10 protein-coding genes are annotated in these 16,423 nt (G+C 59.4%); 1 reads left to right on the forward strand and 9 read right to left on the reverse strand.

All coding sequences use genetic code 11. From position 1 onward, the window contains the following. The first annotated feature begins 235 nt into the window (after positions 1–235). Positions 236–1,471, forward strand: coding sequence for a 6-phosphofructokinase (locus tag Q0I19_RS08825; protein ID WP_294760897.1), 1,236 nt, complete (start codon positions 236–238; stop codon positions 1,469–1,471). A gap of 374 nt (positions 1,472–1,845) precedes the next feature. Here the strand turns inward: Q0I19_RS08825 and Q0I19_RS08830 are convergent, their stop codons facing one another. The 9 genes from Q0I19_RS08830 to Q0I19_RS08870 form a co-directional block, all read right to left on the reverse strand. Further along, positions 1,846–3,063, reverse strand: a complete 1,218-nt coding sequence (locus Q0I19_RS08830) for a M20 family metallopeptidase (protein WP_294760896.1) — start codon at positions 3,061–3,063, stop codon at positions 1,846–1,848. A gap of 121 nt (positions 3,064–3,184) precedes the next feature. After that, entirely contained in the window at positions 3,185–4,747 is a 1,563-nt protein-coding gene (locus Q0I19_RS08835) for an MFS transporter (protein ID WP_294760895.1), read from the reverse strand. Between the two features lie 347 nt (positions 4,748–5,094). Next, complete coding sequence (locus Q0I19_RS08840) at positions 5,095–8,094, reverse strand: glycoside hydrolase family 3 C-terminal domain-containing protein (protein ID WP_294760894.1); 3,000 nt, start codon at positions 8,092–8,094, stop codon at positions 5,095–5,097. A 329-nt stretch (positions 8,095–8,423) separates the two neighbouring features. After that, positions 8,424–10,343 (reverse strand): glycoside hydrolase family 2 TIM barrel-domain containing protein, encoded by a 1,920-nt coding sequence (locus Q0I19_RS08845; RefSeq protein WP_294760893.1) that lies wholly within the window; start codon positions 10,341–10,343, stop codon positions 8,424–8,426. 782 nt (positions 10,344–11,125) lie between these two features. Next, positions 11,126–12,355 (reverse strand): GHKL domain-containing protein, encoded by a 1,230-nt coding sequence (locus Q0I19_RS08850; RefSeq protein WP_294760892.1) that lies wholly within the window; start codon positions 12,353–12,355, stop codon positions 11,126–11,128. Next, entirely contained in the window at positions 12,355–13,062 is a 708-nt protein-coding gene (locus Q0I19_RS08855; RefSeq protein WP_294760891.1) for a LytTR family DNA-binding domain-containing protein, read from the reverse strand. The genes Q0I19_RS08850 and Q0I19_RS08855 overlap by 1 nt, the downstream gene beginning before the upstream one ends. 126 nt (positions 13,063–13,188) lie before the next feature. Further along, a complete protein-coding gene (locus Q0I19_RS08860) occupies positions 13,189–14,379 on the reverse strand; it encodes a sodium ion-translocating decarboxylase subunit beta (RefSeq protein ID WP_294760890.1) in 1,191 nt (396 codons plus the stop codon). Positions 14,380–14,397: 18 nt separating this feature from the next. Then, a complete protein-coding gene (locus tag Q0I19_RS08865) occupies positions 14,398–14,799 on the reverse strand; it encodes an OadG family transporter subunit (protein WP_294760889.1) in 402 nt (133 codons plus the stop codon). 415 nt (positions 14,800–15,214) lie between these two features. Then, the gene (locus tag Q0I19_RS08870) at positions 15,215–15,592 is read right to left on the reverse strand and encodes a hypothetical protein (RefSeq protein WP_294760888.1); all 378 of its coding nucleotides are present in this window, start codon (positions 15,590–15,592) and stop codon (positions 15,215–15,217) included. Positions 15,593–16,423 lie beyond the last annotated feature (831 nt).

Here is a 16,423-nt window from a genome sequence, read left to right on the forward strand (position 1 = left end):
GCAAGGTTTATGCCCGGTTCTTGCATGGATTGACGGTGTAAAATTCCATACTATGGAATTTTTTTCTATAACCCGCCCAGCGGCAATTGATGCGTTCCGCCAGACGGAACGTACACACTGCACAAATCGCACGCAAATTTTAAGCAACTGCCGCAATGGTCAAATCCCCCTTGGCGTGATACACTGAAACCACAAGAAACGTTGGCTTTGGTTTTTGCAAACAAGGAGGAGAACTATGGGTAAAAATGCGATCGTCGGCCAGTCCGGCGGCCCCACTTCGGTCATCAATGCCAGCCTGGCGGGCGTGTATGAAAGCTGCAAGCGCCGCGGCGCGGGCAAGGTATACGGCATGCTGCACGGCGTGGCCGGCCTGTTGGAGCGCCGCACCTGCGTGCTGGACGACAAGCTGAAATCCGCGCTGGACATTGAGCTGCTCAAGCGCACACCGTCCAGCTATCTCGGTTCCTGCCGCTACAAGCTGCCCGACTGGCACACCGCCGAGGGCGAGGCTGTCTACCAAAAGCTGTTTGAGATTTTGAAGGAGCTGGACATCGGCTACTTCTTCTACATCGGCGGCAACGACTCGATGGACACCATCGGCAAGCTGGCCGATTACGGCAGCCATATCGGCAGCGATATCCGCTTTATGGGCGTGCCCAAGACCATCGACAACGACCTGATGATCACCGACCACACCCCCGGCTACGGCAGCGCCGCCAAGTATATCGGCGTTGTGATGAAGGAGATCATCCGCGACGCCACGGTGTACGGCACCAAGTACGTCACCATTGTCGAGATCATGGGCCGCAACGCAGGTTGGCTGACCGCCGCCGCTGCCCTGGCCAAGGCCGAGGACTGCGAGGGCGTGGACATGATCTGCCTGCCCGAAGTGCCTTTTAACGTCGACCGCTTTGTGGAAAAGGTCGAGCGTATGCAGAAGGACAAGCCCAGCATCGTCATCGCCGTGTCCGAGGGCGTCAAGCTGGAGGACGGCCGCTACGTCTGCGAGCTGGCCGACGACGTACACGCGGTGGACGCTTTCGGCCATAAGGCGCTGACCGGCACGGCGCGCTTTTTGGCCAACACGGTCGCCCGCCGTCTGGACACCAAGACCCGCTGCATTGAGCTTTCGACCCTGCAGCGCTGCGCCGGCCACCTGACCAGCCGCACCGACATCACCGAGGCATATCAGGTCGGCGGTGCCGCCGCCAAGGCCGCCTTTGAGGGTCACACCGGCGAGATGGTCGCGCTGGACCGCATTTCCAACGCGCCGTACCAGTGCGGCACCAGCCTGCACCCCATCAGCGAGGTTGCCAACCTGGAAAAGAAGGTGCCCCTGGAATGGGTCAACGCCGACCACACCGCCATGACCGATGAGTTTATCGCCTATGCCCTGCCGCTGGTGCAGGCCGAGCTGACCCCGATTTACGTCGAGGGTCTGCCCCACCACATTTACCTGCCCGAAGCATAAAATTTACCGCTGCAACAAGAATGTGCCGCCCCGTCGGGGCGGCACATTTTGTTTGTCGGTTTGGTGTGGGCGGGTTGCGTTTTCCGCAAGGTCGCGGGCGGGGCATGCCCCGCCCCTACTTGGCGTTTTTCTTCAATGTGCCCGCACCGCGGGCACTCAGGCTGTCAAAAAACACGTTCTTGGTCTATGGAATGTGTAGGGGCGACCATTGGTCGCCCGCCAACCTGGCGCAGCATCGCGTTTTTCCGGGTCGGTTTTCTTACAAGGCAAACAGGCACGGGCGAGCAATGCTCGCCCCTACTTTGCGTTTTTTAATGTGCCCGCACCGCGGGCACTCCTTATTTATTATCTATTATCTTTTATCTCTTATCTATTTACTTGTGTTCCTCCAGCCAACGTGCGGCGGCGTAGGCGTAGACCGCGGCACCGGCGGGCAGGCAGGCTTCGTCAAAGCGCACCTGCGGGTGGTGCTGCGGGTAGCAGTAGCCGTCCTGCGGGCGGCCTGCCGCCAAGGCCAGCATCAGGCTGGGCACCTTTTGGCTGACACAGGCAAAATCCTCGCTGCCGGTGCCCTTTTGCGGCTTGCCGGGCCCCGCCATGGCGGCCAGCTGCCCTGCCGTAAAGCAGCCCTGCTCGCCCAGCAGCTCGCGCAGGTAGCCGGGGATGCACGCCGCTAAGTCGGCGTTGTTCAGCAGCGTGGGGCAGCTGCTGGGCCAAGCCAGCTCCACCCCCGTGCGGTAGGCGGTGCCGATGCCCCGCACCATCTCCTGCATGCGCTTTTTGACGTTGGCGCGCAGTTCCTCGTCAAAGGTGCGCAGCGTACCGCCGAAACGCGCCGTGTCCGGGATGACATTGTTGGTGTTGCCGGCGTTCAGGTAGCCGACCGTCAGCACGGCTTCGTCGCTGATGGCAAACTCGCGGGCGGGCAGCTCCTGCAGGGCGGTGACCATGGCGCAGGCGGCGGCGATGGGGTCAATGCCTTGGTTGGGCATCGAGCCGTGGCAGCCCTTGCCCTGCACGGTCACGTCAAAGATGTCGCACGCCGGGGCGCTGACGCCGCCGTCGCAGGCGATCACGGTGCCGGGGGCAAAGGGCATGGCGGCGGTGACGTGGATCATCAGCGCGGCATCGACCCCCTGCAAAACTCCGGCGGCGATCATATCCGCCGAGCCTTCAAAAATTTCCTCGGCAGGCTGGAACATCAGCCTGACGGTACCCTGCAGCTCGCTTTCGTGCTGCTTTAACAGGCGCGCGGCTTCCAGCAGCATGGCGGTGTGCATATCGTGTCCGCAGGCGTGCATCTTGCCGGGTACCTCGCTGGCAAAGTCCACGCCGGATGCCTCCTGCACGGGCAGGGCGTCCATATCGGCGCGCAGCAAAAAGGTCTTGCCCCCCTGCCCCACCGTGGCGGTAACGCCCGCGCGTCCGCAGGGCTGCGGGGCATAGCCCAGCTCGGTCAGGCGGCGGGTGACGTACTGCACGGCATAGTCGATATCAAACCCTGTGCCGGGGTGGGCGTGCAGGGCGTGGCGGTCGGCGGCGATGGCAGCGGCGTCGGCGCGGGCTTCGGACAAAATTTGTTGGTTCAGCATACAAAACACCTTCCTTTGTATAGTAGCATACCCAGAAACCGCGCGGCAGTCAACGGGTATTTGTTAATTTTTGCCGGGTAAACAAAAATCCCGCCCCCTGCGGGGGCGGGACAGCGCATTTTTAGCGGTAGCTTTCGGGCAGCTGGTCAAGGGTCTGCCATTTCTGCATGGCATCCTCCAAGGTCATACCGTTCGCCACGGCGTCGCGGCGGCAGGCATTGACGGCTTGAATTTCCTTCATCTTTTCGCCGGTCAGGCTGTAGCCCTTCATGGCGATCAGGGTGGCAGCCCAAGCGACCATCGGGATGACGCAGAACAGCGCAATGACCACCACGCTCATGCCGGGGGTGTAGGGGTCATACTGGGTGGGCAGGCTCTGCAAGCCCACAAAGCTGACGGCAATACCCACCACCGTGGCGGACAGGCTGGACACCAGCTTGTCAACCAGGCTGAACAGCGTACCCATAATGCCGGGGATATAGTTGCCGCTGCGGTAGGTTTCGTAGTCGGAGCAGTCGGCGACCATGGGGATGGGCATATCGGCGGTGGCGTAGTACGCGCCGTAGCCGACGCCGAAGAAAGCGATAAACAAAACGGTGTAGAGATTGAGCGCCAGACCGTTTTCACCCAAGATGGACAGGGTGAAACCGTCGCCCTTGCCCCAGAGCAGCAGCAGGACGAACACGCCCACATAGCACACCAGCGCCACGGTGACGTACTTCATCAGGCTGGCTTTCTGCCCGTGCTTTTGGCTGGTGCGCACGGTCAGCAGGAAGAACGGCACGCTGAACACATAGCCCAGCACCATCATGGGCAGGTACAGCCCGTCGTAGTCGCCCATCATGCAGCCGTACAGCATACACAGCACGGTGGTGTTGGTGGCGATGGACAGCGCCAGCTTGCAGCCGGCACCCGCCACCATCAGGCGCTGCATGGGGGTGTTTTCCTTGATGATGCGGATATACTGGCTGATCTTGACCTTTTCGGTGCTGCCGCCGACGCCGAAATACTTGGGCTGGTCTTTTTCCCAGATGCCGATGACCGCCAAGCAGGTCAGCAGCAGCGAAATGACGACACCCACGGGCGCCAGCGTGCGGAAGAACCCGGCGGAGGCATAGCCGCCCTCAAACTTTTTGGCGAGGATGGGGGCAAAGAACTGCATCGCGCCCATGCCCAGCAGAGAGCCGACGGTGTTGAAAATCGTGAACAGCGGGCGCTGCTTGGGGTCGTTGGTCAGGACCGTCTGCCCGGAACGGGTGCAGCTGGTCTGGAAGGTGTAGCCGATGACCCACACCGCATACAGCGCCACAAAGGCGGCATAGCGGGCGGCGGTGGCAGCGGCGGGGATTTGCGGGGTCAGGCAGTAGAGCGCCAGAACGCTGGCGGCCATGATCAGGTTGCCGATGACCATAAACGGACGGAATTTGCCGAACTTGCCGTTGGTGCGATCCATCAGCGCGCCGATGACGGGGTCGGTGATGGCGTCGAACAGACGCATACCGGTGACCATGACCGACGCAAACAGCATACTGAGTGCCAGCACCTTGCTGCCGAAGGTTGCAATATAAGAAAGCACCAGAACATAGTAGACGTTGGTGGCACCGTTGTTCAGCGGGAACAGCACCAGCTGGTACAGCTTGGCGCGGTTCATACCATTGGCGTTGGGGGCTGTTGTTTCACTCATAGTAAGACCAACTCCTGTGCGTTAAAGTTGAAAAAATAGCAGGGGCGGGGCAAGCCCCGCCCCTGCACGGTCGTTTGGATGTTGCGGATGGAATCAGACTGTCGATAAACCCAACAGGACGATTGCGAACTTCCGGCTGGTTTGTAGGGAACGGTCTTGACCGTTCCGTGCAGCCTAACCGATAGTACGATATATCGGGAAACCACGCGCCATTCGGCGCGATTTTATGCGCTGCGCGCAGCCAGATGTACGGCGCGGTCAAGACACGCGCCCTACATTACTGCCCGCAAAAGGGCTTTTCAACAGGCTTAGTTTTCCCAAAAAGGGAAGGCATTTGCGAAGGAATCTTACTTCTTCTTCTGTGCCTTCAGTTCCTTCTTAAAGGTCTTGTAGGCGGTGTACTCGGCGGTCTTGCGGAACTTCTTGCCGCCCAGCACCCACAGCACGGCAAAGACAACGAACAGCACCGCGGAGATGCGGGCAATGTTCTTGAGCAGGCTTACCAAAGGCAGCTCATGCACCTTGACGGTGGTGTCGGCGCCGACGCCGTTCATGCCGCAGGAGTTGGCGATGGCGTACAGGTTGTGGTGGCAGGCCTCGCGCATGGCGGTGACGATGACGGGGTCGTTCTTGTACTGGGGCAGGGTGTCGGTGACGAAGGACATCATAGCGTCGTAGATGGACACACCGGCCAGCACACCGTCGGGACCGTTGACATACTTGGTCAGAACGTTATCGGTGATGATCATACCCTCGCAGCCCCACTCGTTGCGCAGGATGCCGGTGACCAGGCCGTAGTTGCCGCCGGACCAGACAGCGCCCCAGCGGGTGTAGGCGATCATGACGCCGTTGCCGTTGCCGACCTCGACGGGAGCCTGGAAGGCTTTCAGATAGACTTCACGGGCAGCCTGCTCGTTCAGCCAGACGCCCAGACCGATACGGTCCTGCTCGCAGTCGTTCAGGGCAAAGTGCTTCATAACAACGTGGACGCCCTTTGCCTGAATGGCGGCGACTTCGTAGGCGCTCATCATGCCGGACAGGAAGCCGTCCTCGGAGTAATACTCGAAGTTACGGCCGCCGTAGGGGGTGCGGTGGATGTTGTTGCCGGGGCCGTACAGGCAGGCGATGTCGGCTTCCAGGCAGTTGTTGCCGATGACCTTGCCGATCTCGGTCATGATCTCGGTGTTGAAGGTGGCAGCCATCACGTCCTCAGAGGTGAAGGCGGTGGCGGTCAGCTGGGTCTTGTCGCTGCTCAGCAGGCTGGCGGTCAGACCCTGGGGGCCGTTCTCATCACGGGTGCCGGGGGCTTCCACGCTCTTGACGGGCATGGTCCAGTGGAAGGCGTCGCCAATCAGGGAGTTCATCTCGTCGAAGGTCATCTGATCCAGCAGCTCGTCCCACTTGGGATCGTTGTAGTCCAGACCGATCATGTCGTACAGCTTAACGCCGTTCTTGGCGCCCAGGGTGGGCATCTCAACGCTCTCGTAGTCGGCAGGATCGTAGCGGATGTCCTTCAGATCCTTCTTGAGCAGCTCGGTCAGGGTCAGCTTGACGGTTTCGGTGGGCAGGGTGCCGTTCCAGTCAGAGCGGCTCAGCCAGGTCACGGTCTCGTCGACGCCCTCGTACAGGTTGGGGTCGGCGCAGGACAGCTGGTTGGTGATGGCGGTGCCGTTTTCGCTGGTGGCGTAGGTGGTGGTGTCGAGGGCATCCTCGGTCCAGGTGTAGGTCAGGTCGGCGTTGCCGTCGGCGGTCATCTTGCCGTTGGTGGACTCGACGGTGTAGCCCTTGGCAGCCAGAATGTTGTTGACGGCGTCGTGGGCATCGGTGGCGGCGGTGAAGTAGTAGTCACCGGCGTCCAGGATGTAGGTGCCGGCGCCGTAGGTGTCGTAGGAAGCGATATCGCGCTTGTTGACGGTCATGGACAGCGTCTCGGAAGCGCCCGGCTCGATCATGCCGGTCTTGCCGAAGCCGACCAGAGAAACGGCAGACTTCTCGACGCCGTTTTCCTTGTCGTAGTCGGTGTAGGGGCTCTGGACATAGACCTGCACGGTCTTTTTGCCGGCCATGTCGCCGGTGTTGGTGACCTTGACGGTGACGGTGTAGGTATCATCGGCGGCATTGTAGTTGACGTTCATGTCGCTGATGTCAAAGTCGGTGTAGCTCATGCCGTAGCCGAAGGGGTAAGCCACGATGTCGCCGTAGGCGTAGTCGCCTGCGTTGCCGTTGCCGGTGACGAAGTCCTCGTAGCGGGTCTCGTAGTACTTGTAGCCCACATAGATGCCTTCCTGGTAGATCATGTAGGACTTAGCCTTGGCGGACACATCGCCGCCCTCGACATAGCCTTCGTAGGTGGTGGGGGTGAAGTTCCACATGGCGGGGGCGCTGAAGTTGTCGTAGCAGTAGGTATCGACCAGGCTGCCGGAGGGGTTGACCTTGCCGGTCAGGATCTCGGCCACGGCATTGATGCCGGAGATGCCCACGTCACCGATCCACAGTGCGGCGTCGATGTCGTACTCGTTGTTCTTGAGGAAATCGACCTGCAGGGCGTTGGCGGAGTTGATCAGCACGATGGTCTTTTTGACGATGCCGTTCTTCTTCATCTCGGCCACGTTCTGCAGCATTTCCTTCTCGTTGTCGTCGAGCGCCAGATAGTTGACCTCGCCGTAGGAAAGGTCAGCGCCCTCGCCGCCGACGCGGGACAGGGTCACGATGGCGGCATCGCCGTACTGGGCAACGCTGTCCTTGACCTCGTCGGTGTAGACGCTCCAAGGCACCTCGGCGGTGACCTCACTGGCGGTGGCGACGGTGCCGCTCTTGGAGCGGGCGTAGTCCTTGCCGGCGCCGGTGGTGTAGAAGTCCCACAGGGTGGGGTTGACGGTGACGCCGACCTTTTCGAGGGCGGTGCGCAGGGTGTCGGCGGTGGAGGCATCAATGTTGCCGGAACCGGTGCCGCCGTACACGAGGTTGACGCTGCTGTTGGAGAAGGTGCTGACCTTAGCGTCGGCAGCCAGAGGCAGCGCGTTGTTGTTGTTCATCAGCAGGGCAGCGCCCTCGGCCTCGACCTGCTGGGTCAAAGCCAGACCGTAGTTGACCATCTCCTCGGCGGAGTTGAAGTCACTGGTGTAATACTGGGCGTTGGTGTCCTCGTTCTCCAGATCCCAGAAGCTGCCGCCAAAGCGGGCAGCCATGGTGTTGTCAAACTTTGCGGCCAGTACGGACAAAGGCACGGAAATGATCATAACGATCGCGCAGAGGATCGTCAGGACTTTCCACAGCGTAATGGTCTTACGCTTAGCCTTTTTGTAGGCTTTTTTCAAAGCCTTTTTTTGGGTCTTTACGTCTTCCATCTTGTTTTCTCCTTGTTGTTTTCTCCATGGGTTTCTATAAACAAACCGCTTAGCAGCGGGTCGTTACTGGGGGGTAAAGGGGTGTTTGCGCCGCAGAGTTTCTTCTGACGGGCAGGCGGCACGGGCGAGCAATGCTCGCCCCTACAACCAAACAGGCAGCTGCCGCAAAACCTACGCCGCACCGTAGGGGCGGGGCATGCCCCGCCCGCGATTTTGCGGCAACACGAACCACGCGGGCAAGCCGCCGCGTTTTTTGAATGTGCGCGCACGGCGCGCACTCCACATTTCTTATCTATTATCTTTTATCTATTATCTATGAAAAGCCTTGCTTACACCCAGTTTGCGCTCTTGGTCTTGCCTTTAGTCAGCTTGTAATCGGGGTTCGGCGTGCTTACCTTGGTAAACACGGCCTCATCAATGCAGTCCCCTGCCACAGCCTGAATTTTGGTTTTGCCGTTCAGCTTGACCTTAAAGGTAAAGACGTGTTCGCCGTTTTGCTCGGCCAGCTTTTCGCCGTTCACGAACAGCGCAACGGATTTGCGGTTGGAGTAGACCTTGACCTCGATCTCATTGCGGGTGCGCTCGGCAAAGCGCTTGGCGCAGATATGCACAAACGGGTCCTCGCTCCACCACGCCTTGTACAGGTAGAAGCTGTCCTTCTTGGTTTTGCGGTCAAAGGTGACAAGCCCCTTGTGGTTCATGCCCGGCTCGCCGCCCTGGTCGCGGGCATCGGCGGCAAAGTCGAACATATTCCAGACGTGGGTGCTCCACTGCCAGGGGTGGCGCTCAAAGCAGCGCAGCATATATTCGTGGTAAATCGCCTGATATTCCTCGGTGTGGTCGCCGCGGCGGGGATGCTCGCTGTGCAGGTTGGGCATACCCTCGGCGCCGTACTCGCTGAAGCCCAGCGGGCGGTTCGGGTAGCACAGGTGGAAGAAATCCATCCACAGATCGTTCAAAAACAGCCCAGGCACATACCAGCCCAGGTACAGGTTCCAGCTGACGAGGTCGGTAATGTGCGCCACGGGGTTAAAGGGTCCGCACATGGCGTAGCAGGCCAGCGTGGTCAGGCGGGTGTCGTCCATCTCGTGGCAGAGGTCGTTGAGCACACGGTGGTTGTCCAGCATGTCGCGCTTGTCCTTGGTGGAGATGGTGATCTCGTTGGACACGCCCCAGCAGACGATGCAGGCGTGGTTGTAGTTCTGCTCGATCAGCTCCTGCATCTGGCTGATGGTGTTGGCGCGGCCGTTCGGCATGTGCTCGCTGATATAAGGGATCTCGGCCCAGACGACCATGCCCGCCTCGTCGCAGAGGTCGTAGAAGTACTGGTCGTGCTGGTAGTGGGCCAGGCGCACGGTGTTGGCACCCATCTCCTTGATGAGCTGCATATCCTCGTCGTGCATTTCCCGGGTGATGGCGTTGCCCAGACCCTTGCGGTCCTGATGGCGGGAAACGCCGTGCAGCGGGTAGGCGCGGCCGTTCAGGAAAAAGCCCTGCTTGGGGTCAACACGGAAGCTGCGCACGCCGAAGCGCTGGCGGACTTCATCGACAGGCTGCCCGTCTTTCATCAGGCGGACAACGCAGGTGTACAGATACGGGTCGCGCACACCGTCCCACAGGCGGGGGTGTTGCATGGTCAGGGTGGTGTCGGTGCCGCTGCCGTTCAGCACGGTGCTGCCGGCGGCATCGGTGACGGTGATTTCCACCTCACCCTCGCCCTCGACGCGGGTCTGCACGCGGATGTCGGCGCTGCTGCCCTTGACGGTGGGGGTGATGCGCACGCCGCAGCTGCCGAGGTGATCCAGCGCGATGTGATTTTTGCTGACGACCAGCAGGCTGACGTCGCGGTAGATGCCGCCGTAGAAGGTGAAATCGGCCTTTTGGGGGTAGACGCGGTCGTTTTTGCTGTTGTCGACGGCGACGGTCAGGGTGTTTTCGTCGGTCAGCAGGGCGGTAACATCGGCGCGGAAGGTCGAGTAGCCGCCGTCGTGGCAGATGACCTCGGTGCCGTTCAGCGTAACGGCGGCGCTGGCGTTGACGCCCTCGAACTGCAGCCATACCTGCTGGGAGTCCGCGTCATATTCGGGCTTGGCGAAGCTCGTTTGGTACAGGCAGGTGCAGCGTTTGTAGTCGTTGCCGCCGTCCTGGCCGTCGATGTTGTTCCAGGTATGGGGCAGGTCTACCGCCGTCACCTTGCCGTCAGGCCCGGTGAACTGCCAGTTTTTCATCAGCTTGGTAACAGTGCGCATCGTCCGCTCTCCTCATCGGTTGGTTTGTATCGATAGATAGGGTAACACCGCACAATTCCCGCCTGACGGCTTAAGCACCGCTCCGGCGGCTGCGGCACGGCATCTGCGTTGCCAAAATGCTCGATAAGACACAAAGTATTATCTGCGCTTTTGGCTTAGCATCTGCCGCACCTCGCTCGCCGTATCGGCACTTAGAATTATGCGGTATCGCCCTAGGTATTCCTTATTTTTCTGCAAGTATTGTATAATATGTAGGCAAAATTCGCAATACCCTTGCGAAGAACGGTCATTTTGCGGGATATTCGGTCACAGGCGCACAAAAACGCCCCACGATTTTTGTGCAAATGGCACAAAAATTGAAGGGCTGTTGCGTGGCGTGGAGAGTACAAAAGCCTTCCCCTTGGGGGGAAGGTGGCGCGTATGCGCCGGATGAGGGGGAGGTATCCGGCAGGCACCCCCTCATCAGTCACCTGCGGTGACAGCTTCCCCCGGAGGGGGAAGCCTTTCGGACGGTTTACCCGTTAGGTTGGCGTTGCCGTTATGTCGCGGGCGGGGCATGCCCCGCCCCTACCGGGTGGTGAATTTTTCGGCGGAGCCGTAAGATGGGAGCGGGTGGGCGGGGCGTCAAAAAATGTGTCTTGACGATTTTTTAGCCCCGCCCGTCCGCGACCCACCCATTTGGGGGTCCAGGGGGGCTGGCCCCCCTGGCCGTGCCCCGCGCCTCGGAAGTAGCGGCGCTTTTCTTTGGTACTTTCTTTGGGCGTCCAAAGAAAGTACAGTTTTCACGCCGGGAACAAAATCTTCACCATATAAAACCCGCCCGCGCACTCGCAGGTCAGCACGCCGTTGTGACCCTCCACAATGCGGCGTATCACCTTCAGCGGGTAATCCTCCTTCACCTCTTGGCCCTGCACGGGCACCGCCGCACTGATGACCGCAAACCCCTGCCGATGCACCACCACCAAATCGATCATCCGATGCTCCGGTTCGGGCACGGCCTTGGCCTGCTGGATGCACAGGTCTAACACGTTGCTGAACAGCGTGTACAGGTCGCCCGCCTCCAAAAACCGCACACAGGCGCCGTCCGCCACACTGTGCAGCCGTATGCCGTCGGCCTGGCACAGCAGGGTCTTTTCGGTCAGCACCACGTCCAGCACCTCGTTGCCGGTGTCGGCGGCAGTGTCGTAGGCAGCGGCGGCAGCCTCGGCCTCGCGCAGCTGCGCCTCGGCGGCAGCGGGCGCAAGGCGGCGCAGATCGGCGATCTGCACCTTCAAATCGTGACATCTTTTGTTGATAAGCTGTACATTTTTGCGCGCCACCAGGTATTGCCGGCGCTGGCGCTCATACAAAAGGTTCAGCATATCCATCTCTTTTTTCATGGCCGATTTCTTAAACAGCTCGGTCTGCAAATACAAAAGCGTCAGGCAGTACAGCTGCGTCAAAACCGCCGAAACCACCAGCGCGGAGTTCACGTCCTCGCCGCGCTGGAACAGCAGCATCACGCTCTGCACTTCAAAAATCGCGCTCAACAGCAAACCGCTGACCAGCTGGCGCGGCCCGATGCGGTAACTGCCCGCCTGCGGCATGGTGCGCGCGGCAGTGTAGCGCAGCAGCAGGTAATACAGCACCAGCGTTACGGGCTGCATGGTGGGCAAAAAGGTCCAGTGCAGCCGCTGTTCGGCCGCCCATACCAGCATCAGCCACAGCTCGTGGGCGGTCTCGGTCACCAGAAGCACCCAGACTGCGCAGTACACGCTGCCGGGCGTATTCAGCGGCGTGCACAGCCGCGTGGCCACCGCCGACCACACCATAAAGCCCGCGCCGGCCGCCACAAAGCCGGGTATACTCAGCCCGCAGCGGGTCACCAGTGCAATAACGAAGGCCGCCAGCGCAAGATCCGCCGCAAGGCAAAGCGCCGCGCGGCGCGCAAAATCCGGGTGGCGGTTCAGCGGCAGCCAAAAACAAAGCTGCGCCCCCGCCATATACACCCACGTCGAAAGCACCGTCGCCATCACAGCATACCCCCGACATACCCCGCCATGGACGCAAAAAACGCAGTGCGCTGGCGGCGGCTGATTTCCAGTTTTTCACCGGCCACCGTGACAAACTCGTTGTCCGCGCCGCTGACGTACTTCAAATTGACCAGATAGCACTGGTTGCAGCGGGCAAAGTGATACCCCGCCAACTCCTGCTCGGCCTTTTGCAGGCTGCCCCGCACCGAGTACACCGCGTCCGCCGTGTGGTAGTGCAGCATACGGTCGTGGGTTTCCAGATACAACACCTGCTCGGAATCCACCATGCGCAGCCCGTCGGGCGTCTGCAAGGCCAGCTGCCTGCCGCGGCGGCTCTGCACACGGCGCACCGCCCGCCCCAGCTTGACCGAAAACGGGTAGTATTCCACGGGCTTCAAGACAAAATCAAACGCCTCGACCTCATAGCCGCGGATGGCGTACTGCGCCAGATTCGTCACGAACACCAACACCACGTCGGGGTCGGCGGCGCGGATACGCTCGGCGGCCGTCATGCCGCCCAGCAGCGGCATTTCGATATCCAGAAAAATAATGTCAAACCCGCCTTGGTACGGCTGGGCGATCTGCGCACCGTCGGCAAAATCCGTCACGACTAAGGGCAGGTTGTTTTCCTGCGCGTAGCGGTTTATAAAACCGCTCAAGCGTTCGCGGTTTTCCCGTTCGTCGTCCACCACCGCTATATTCAGCATCGCCGCACCTCCCTTTCGCGGATTTGTTTTTGTCTATATTATAGGATAATTTACGCGCCGATGCAAGTTCCGCCGCAACAAAAAAACAGCCCCCGCCGTTTGGCAGGGGCCGTAAAAGTTCGGTTATCAGGCAAACATATTGATCAGGATACCGGCAGCAACCGCAGAACCGATAACGCCGGCCACGTTGGGGCCCATGGCGTGCATCAGCAGGTAGTTGCTGGGGTTGTACTCCTGGCCGACCTTCTGGGAAACACGGGCGGCCATAGGCACGGCAGAAACGCCGGCAGAGCCGATCAGCGGGTTGACCTTGCCGTGGGTGACAACGCACATCACCTTGCCCAGCAGCACACCGCCTGCGGTGCCGACGCCGAAGGCGATGATGCCCAGAACGATGATCTCAACAGTCTGCAGGTTCAGGAAGGTGGCGGCGTTGGTGGTGCAGCCGACGGTGAAGCCCAGGAAGATGGTGATGATGTTCATCAATTCGTTGCCGGCGGTCTTGGTGATACGCTCGACCACGCCGGATTCCTTCATCAGGTTGCCCATCATCAGGCAGCCGACCAGCAGGGCGGCGTCAGGCAGCGTCAGGGAAACGATGATGGTAACGATGATGGGGAACAAAATCTTCTCGGTCTTGGAAACCTTGCGCGGGGTCTCCATAACGATCTGACGTTCTTTTTCGGTAGTCAGCGCCTTCATGATGGGCGGCTGAATGACCGGCACCAGCGCCATATAACAGTACGCCGCCACGGCAATGGAACCCAGCAGGTGCGGGGCGAGCTTGGTGGTAACGTAGATGGCGGTGGGGCCGTCGGCGCCGCCGATGATGCCGATGGAGGCAGCCTCGCGGTTGGTGAAGCCGAGGATCTTAGCGCCGACAAAGGTGAAGAAGATGCCCAGCTGTGCGGCAGCGCCCAGCAGCAGGCTGGAGGGGCGGGCGATCAGCGGGGTGAAGTCGGTCATGGTACCGATGCCAAGGAAGATCAGCGGGGGGTAAATGCCCAGCTTGACGCCCAGGTAGATGTAGTCGGCCATGCCGCCGGTGGAACCCAGCAAGGCCCAGTCGATGTGGTTGGTCTCGTTGATGAAGATGTTCATGTGGAAAATGCCGTCCAGCGGCAGGTTGGTCATCAACATGCCAAAGCCGATGGGCAACAGCAGCAGCGGCTCAAACTGCTTGGCAATGGCCAGGTACAGCAGCACGCAGGCCACGGCGATCATGACAGCATACTTCCAGCCGCCCTCGACAAAGAAGATCTGCGCCCAGCCGGAGTTGGCAAAGATCTCACTGATATTGGTTAAAATAGCACCCATGGTATTCTCTGCCCCTCCTTACATAAACGGTGTGGTATGTTCCTGCACGCCGGCATCGCCCCAGGCACCGCGGCGGCTGCCGCCGTTCTTGGGGATACGCTTGATGCCGCGGATCACGGCGTTGCCGCCCACGACCGTGGCAACGGCAGCGGAGATAGCGGCAATGATCTCACCGGGGATACCGCCCTCAGCCTTGGGGGCAGGGGCAGCGGCGGGCTTGGCAGCGGGAGCAGCGGCGGGCTTGTCCGCCTTCTTGGGGGCAGGCTTGGGATTTTTCTTGTTGTTCAGTGCATCGAACAGTTTGCCTTCGGCCGTGATGATCAGGCACAGGGCGACCAGCATGGCAAACACCAGCGTAATGCTGGTCAGCACAACTGTTCCGTCGGCAGCTTCGAGCGCCAGCAGGGCAATAGTGGGCATAAGGGGATCCTCCTTTATCATACAAACCTTTCTCTCTCATAAAAAAGGCTATTTGTTATGATTATAACACACAATCCCCGTTTTGTGTAGACTTTTCGGCAAAAAACTTGCGAAAAAAACAATGCACGGTAGGGGCGGGGCATGCCCCGCCCGCAGTTTTATGGTGATGATAATTTTATGGGTTGATTTGTAGGCACGGCTACTATGCCGCCCGTTGCAACCGTCCCGGTAATGCGATATAACGGGTAAACCGCAAAAGGCTTCCCACTTTTGGGGGAAGCCTTTTGCGGTAGGGGCGGGGCATGCCCCGCCCGCGACTTTTCGTTTGCAACAACATAATGGGTACTCCGTAGGCACGGCCACTATGCCGCCCCTGCCACCTTCGCAAACAGAGTGCTATCCTCCGTCGCCCCTATTATATGCCGGTATTTTCATGAGAACTGACGCTCATGGGCGGTGTTGCGCTGTAAAAGGCCTTTCCGTTCACTGTGTTCTGCGTCATGCCGATCCAATCGATCAACTGATCCTCAGAATATGAAACCTGACAGGTTTTCAACTTCTCAGAACTGCACGAATAGACCCCGTCCGACAGGGTGATAACCCCCATCCGCTCTAGGCTTGCCAGCATCTTGCCCAGTTCTTTTCGGTCACAGTTTCTCCCTTTTTCCGAAATCGCCGTTGCGATCTGCGTTTCCGACAACGGCTTTTCTTTCAGCAACATTGCCAATGCCAGTTTTGCCCCGTTTAAGTAGCAGGGAATGATTTTATTTCGTACCCAAATTCCTTTTTTCATGTTGCCAACCTCCCTGTATTCGCTTTTGCAGGTGTCTTTGCTTAACGTAAACCGCTCCGGCACAAAAGCCTATCTCATATACACTCCAAAAAGCTCTTGCGTTTCTTATCGGTATAACTAAATTTAAACCCAATTTATTTCGTTTGTCCACAAAATTTTTCAGAATTGTATAGCTGCACATAAATTACCGCAAACCTTGCAGCACAATCACGATTTTTCAGCCTTTTGGCGCGCTTTTCGATAAATACACCAAACCAAAACAGCACCACCCCGTAGGGGCGGTCATCGACCGCCCGCGACTTTGCGGCAATAACAACATTACGGGTACTCCGTAGGCACGGCTACTATGCCGCCCGCCGCAACCATCCCGACAACTCAACCTAACGGATAATCCGCCCGGGACGCAACTATGCGTCCCCTACAAGCCTACCGGAACCAGGCGTTTTCCCCTATGACCGCTTACCTCCCGGTTGTTCGTAGGGAGGGGTCTCGACCCCTCCTTGCCGCATTGCGCCAACGCCAACCTATCGGGCAACCCGCCCTACATCGCAATTTCATCGCAGTCTCCCCGCCCGCATCTCCGTCGTATAAATGTGCGCGCACGGCGCGCACTCCATATTTATTATTTCTTATTTATTATCTATTATCTATTATTTGCCCCTCTGGGGCACTCTCGCCCCCGATGGTGCACCCGGCACTGCTTTTCAATAACGCACAAAACAAAAAACAGCCCTACGTTTTCCGTAAGGCTGTACTTTGGTGCACCATCGGGGACTCGAACCCAGGACCCACTGATTAAGAGATATGGTATCCTTGTTCCCTATCTTTTCC

The organism is uncultured Gemmiger sp., from assembly GCF_934561205.1.
Lineage (GTDB): Bacteria > Bacillota > Clostridia > Oscillospirales > Ruminococcaceae > Gemmiger.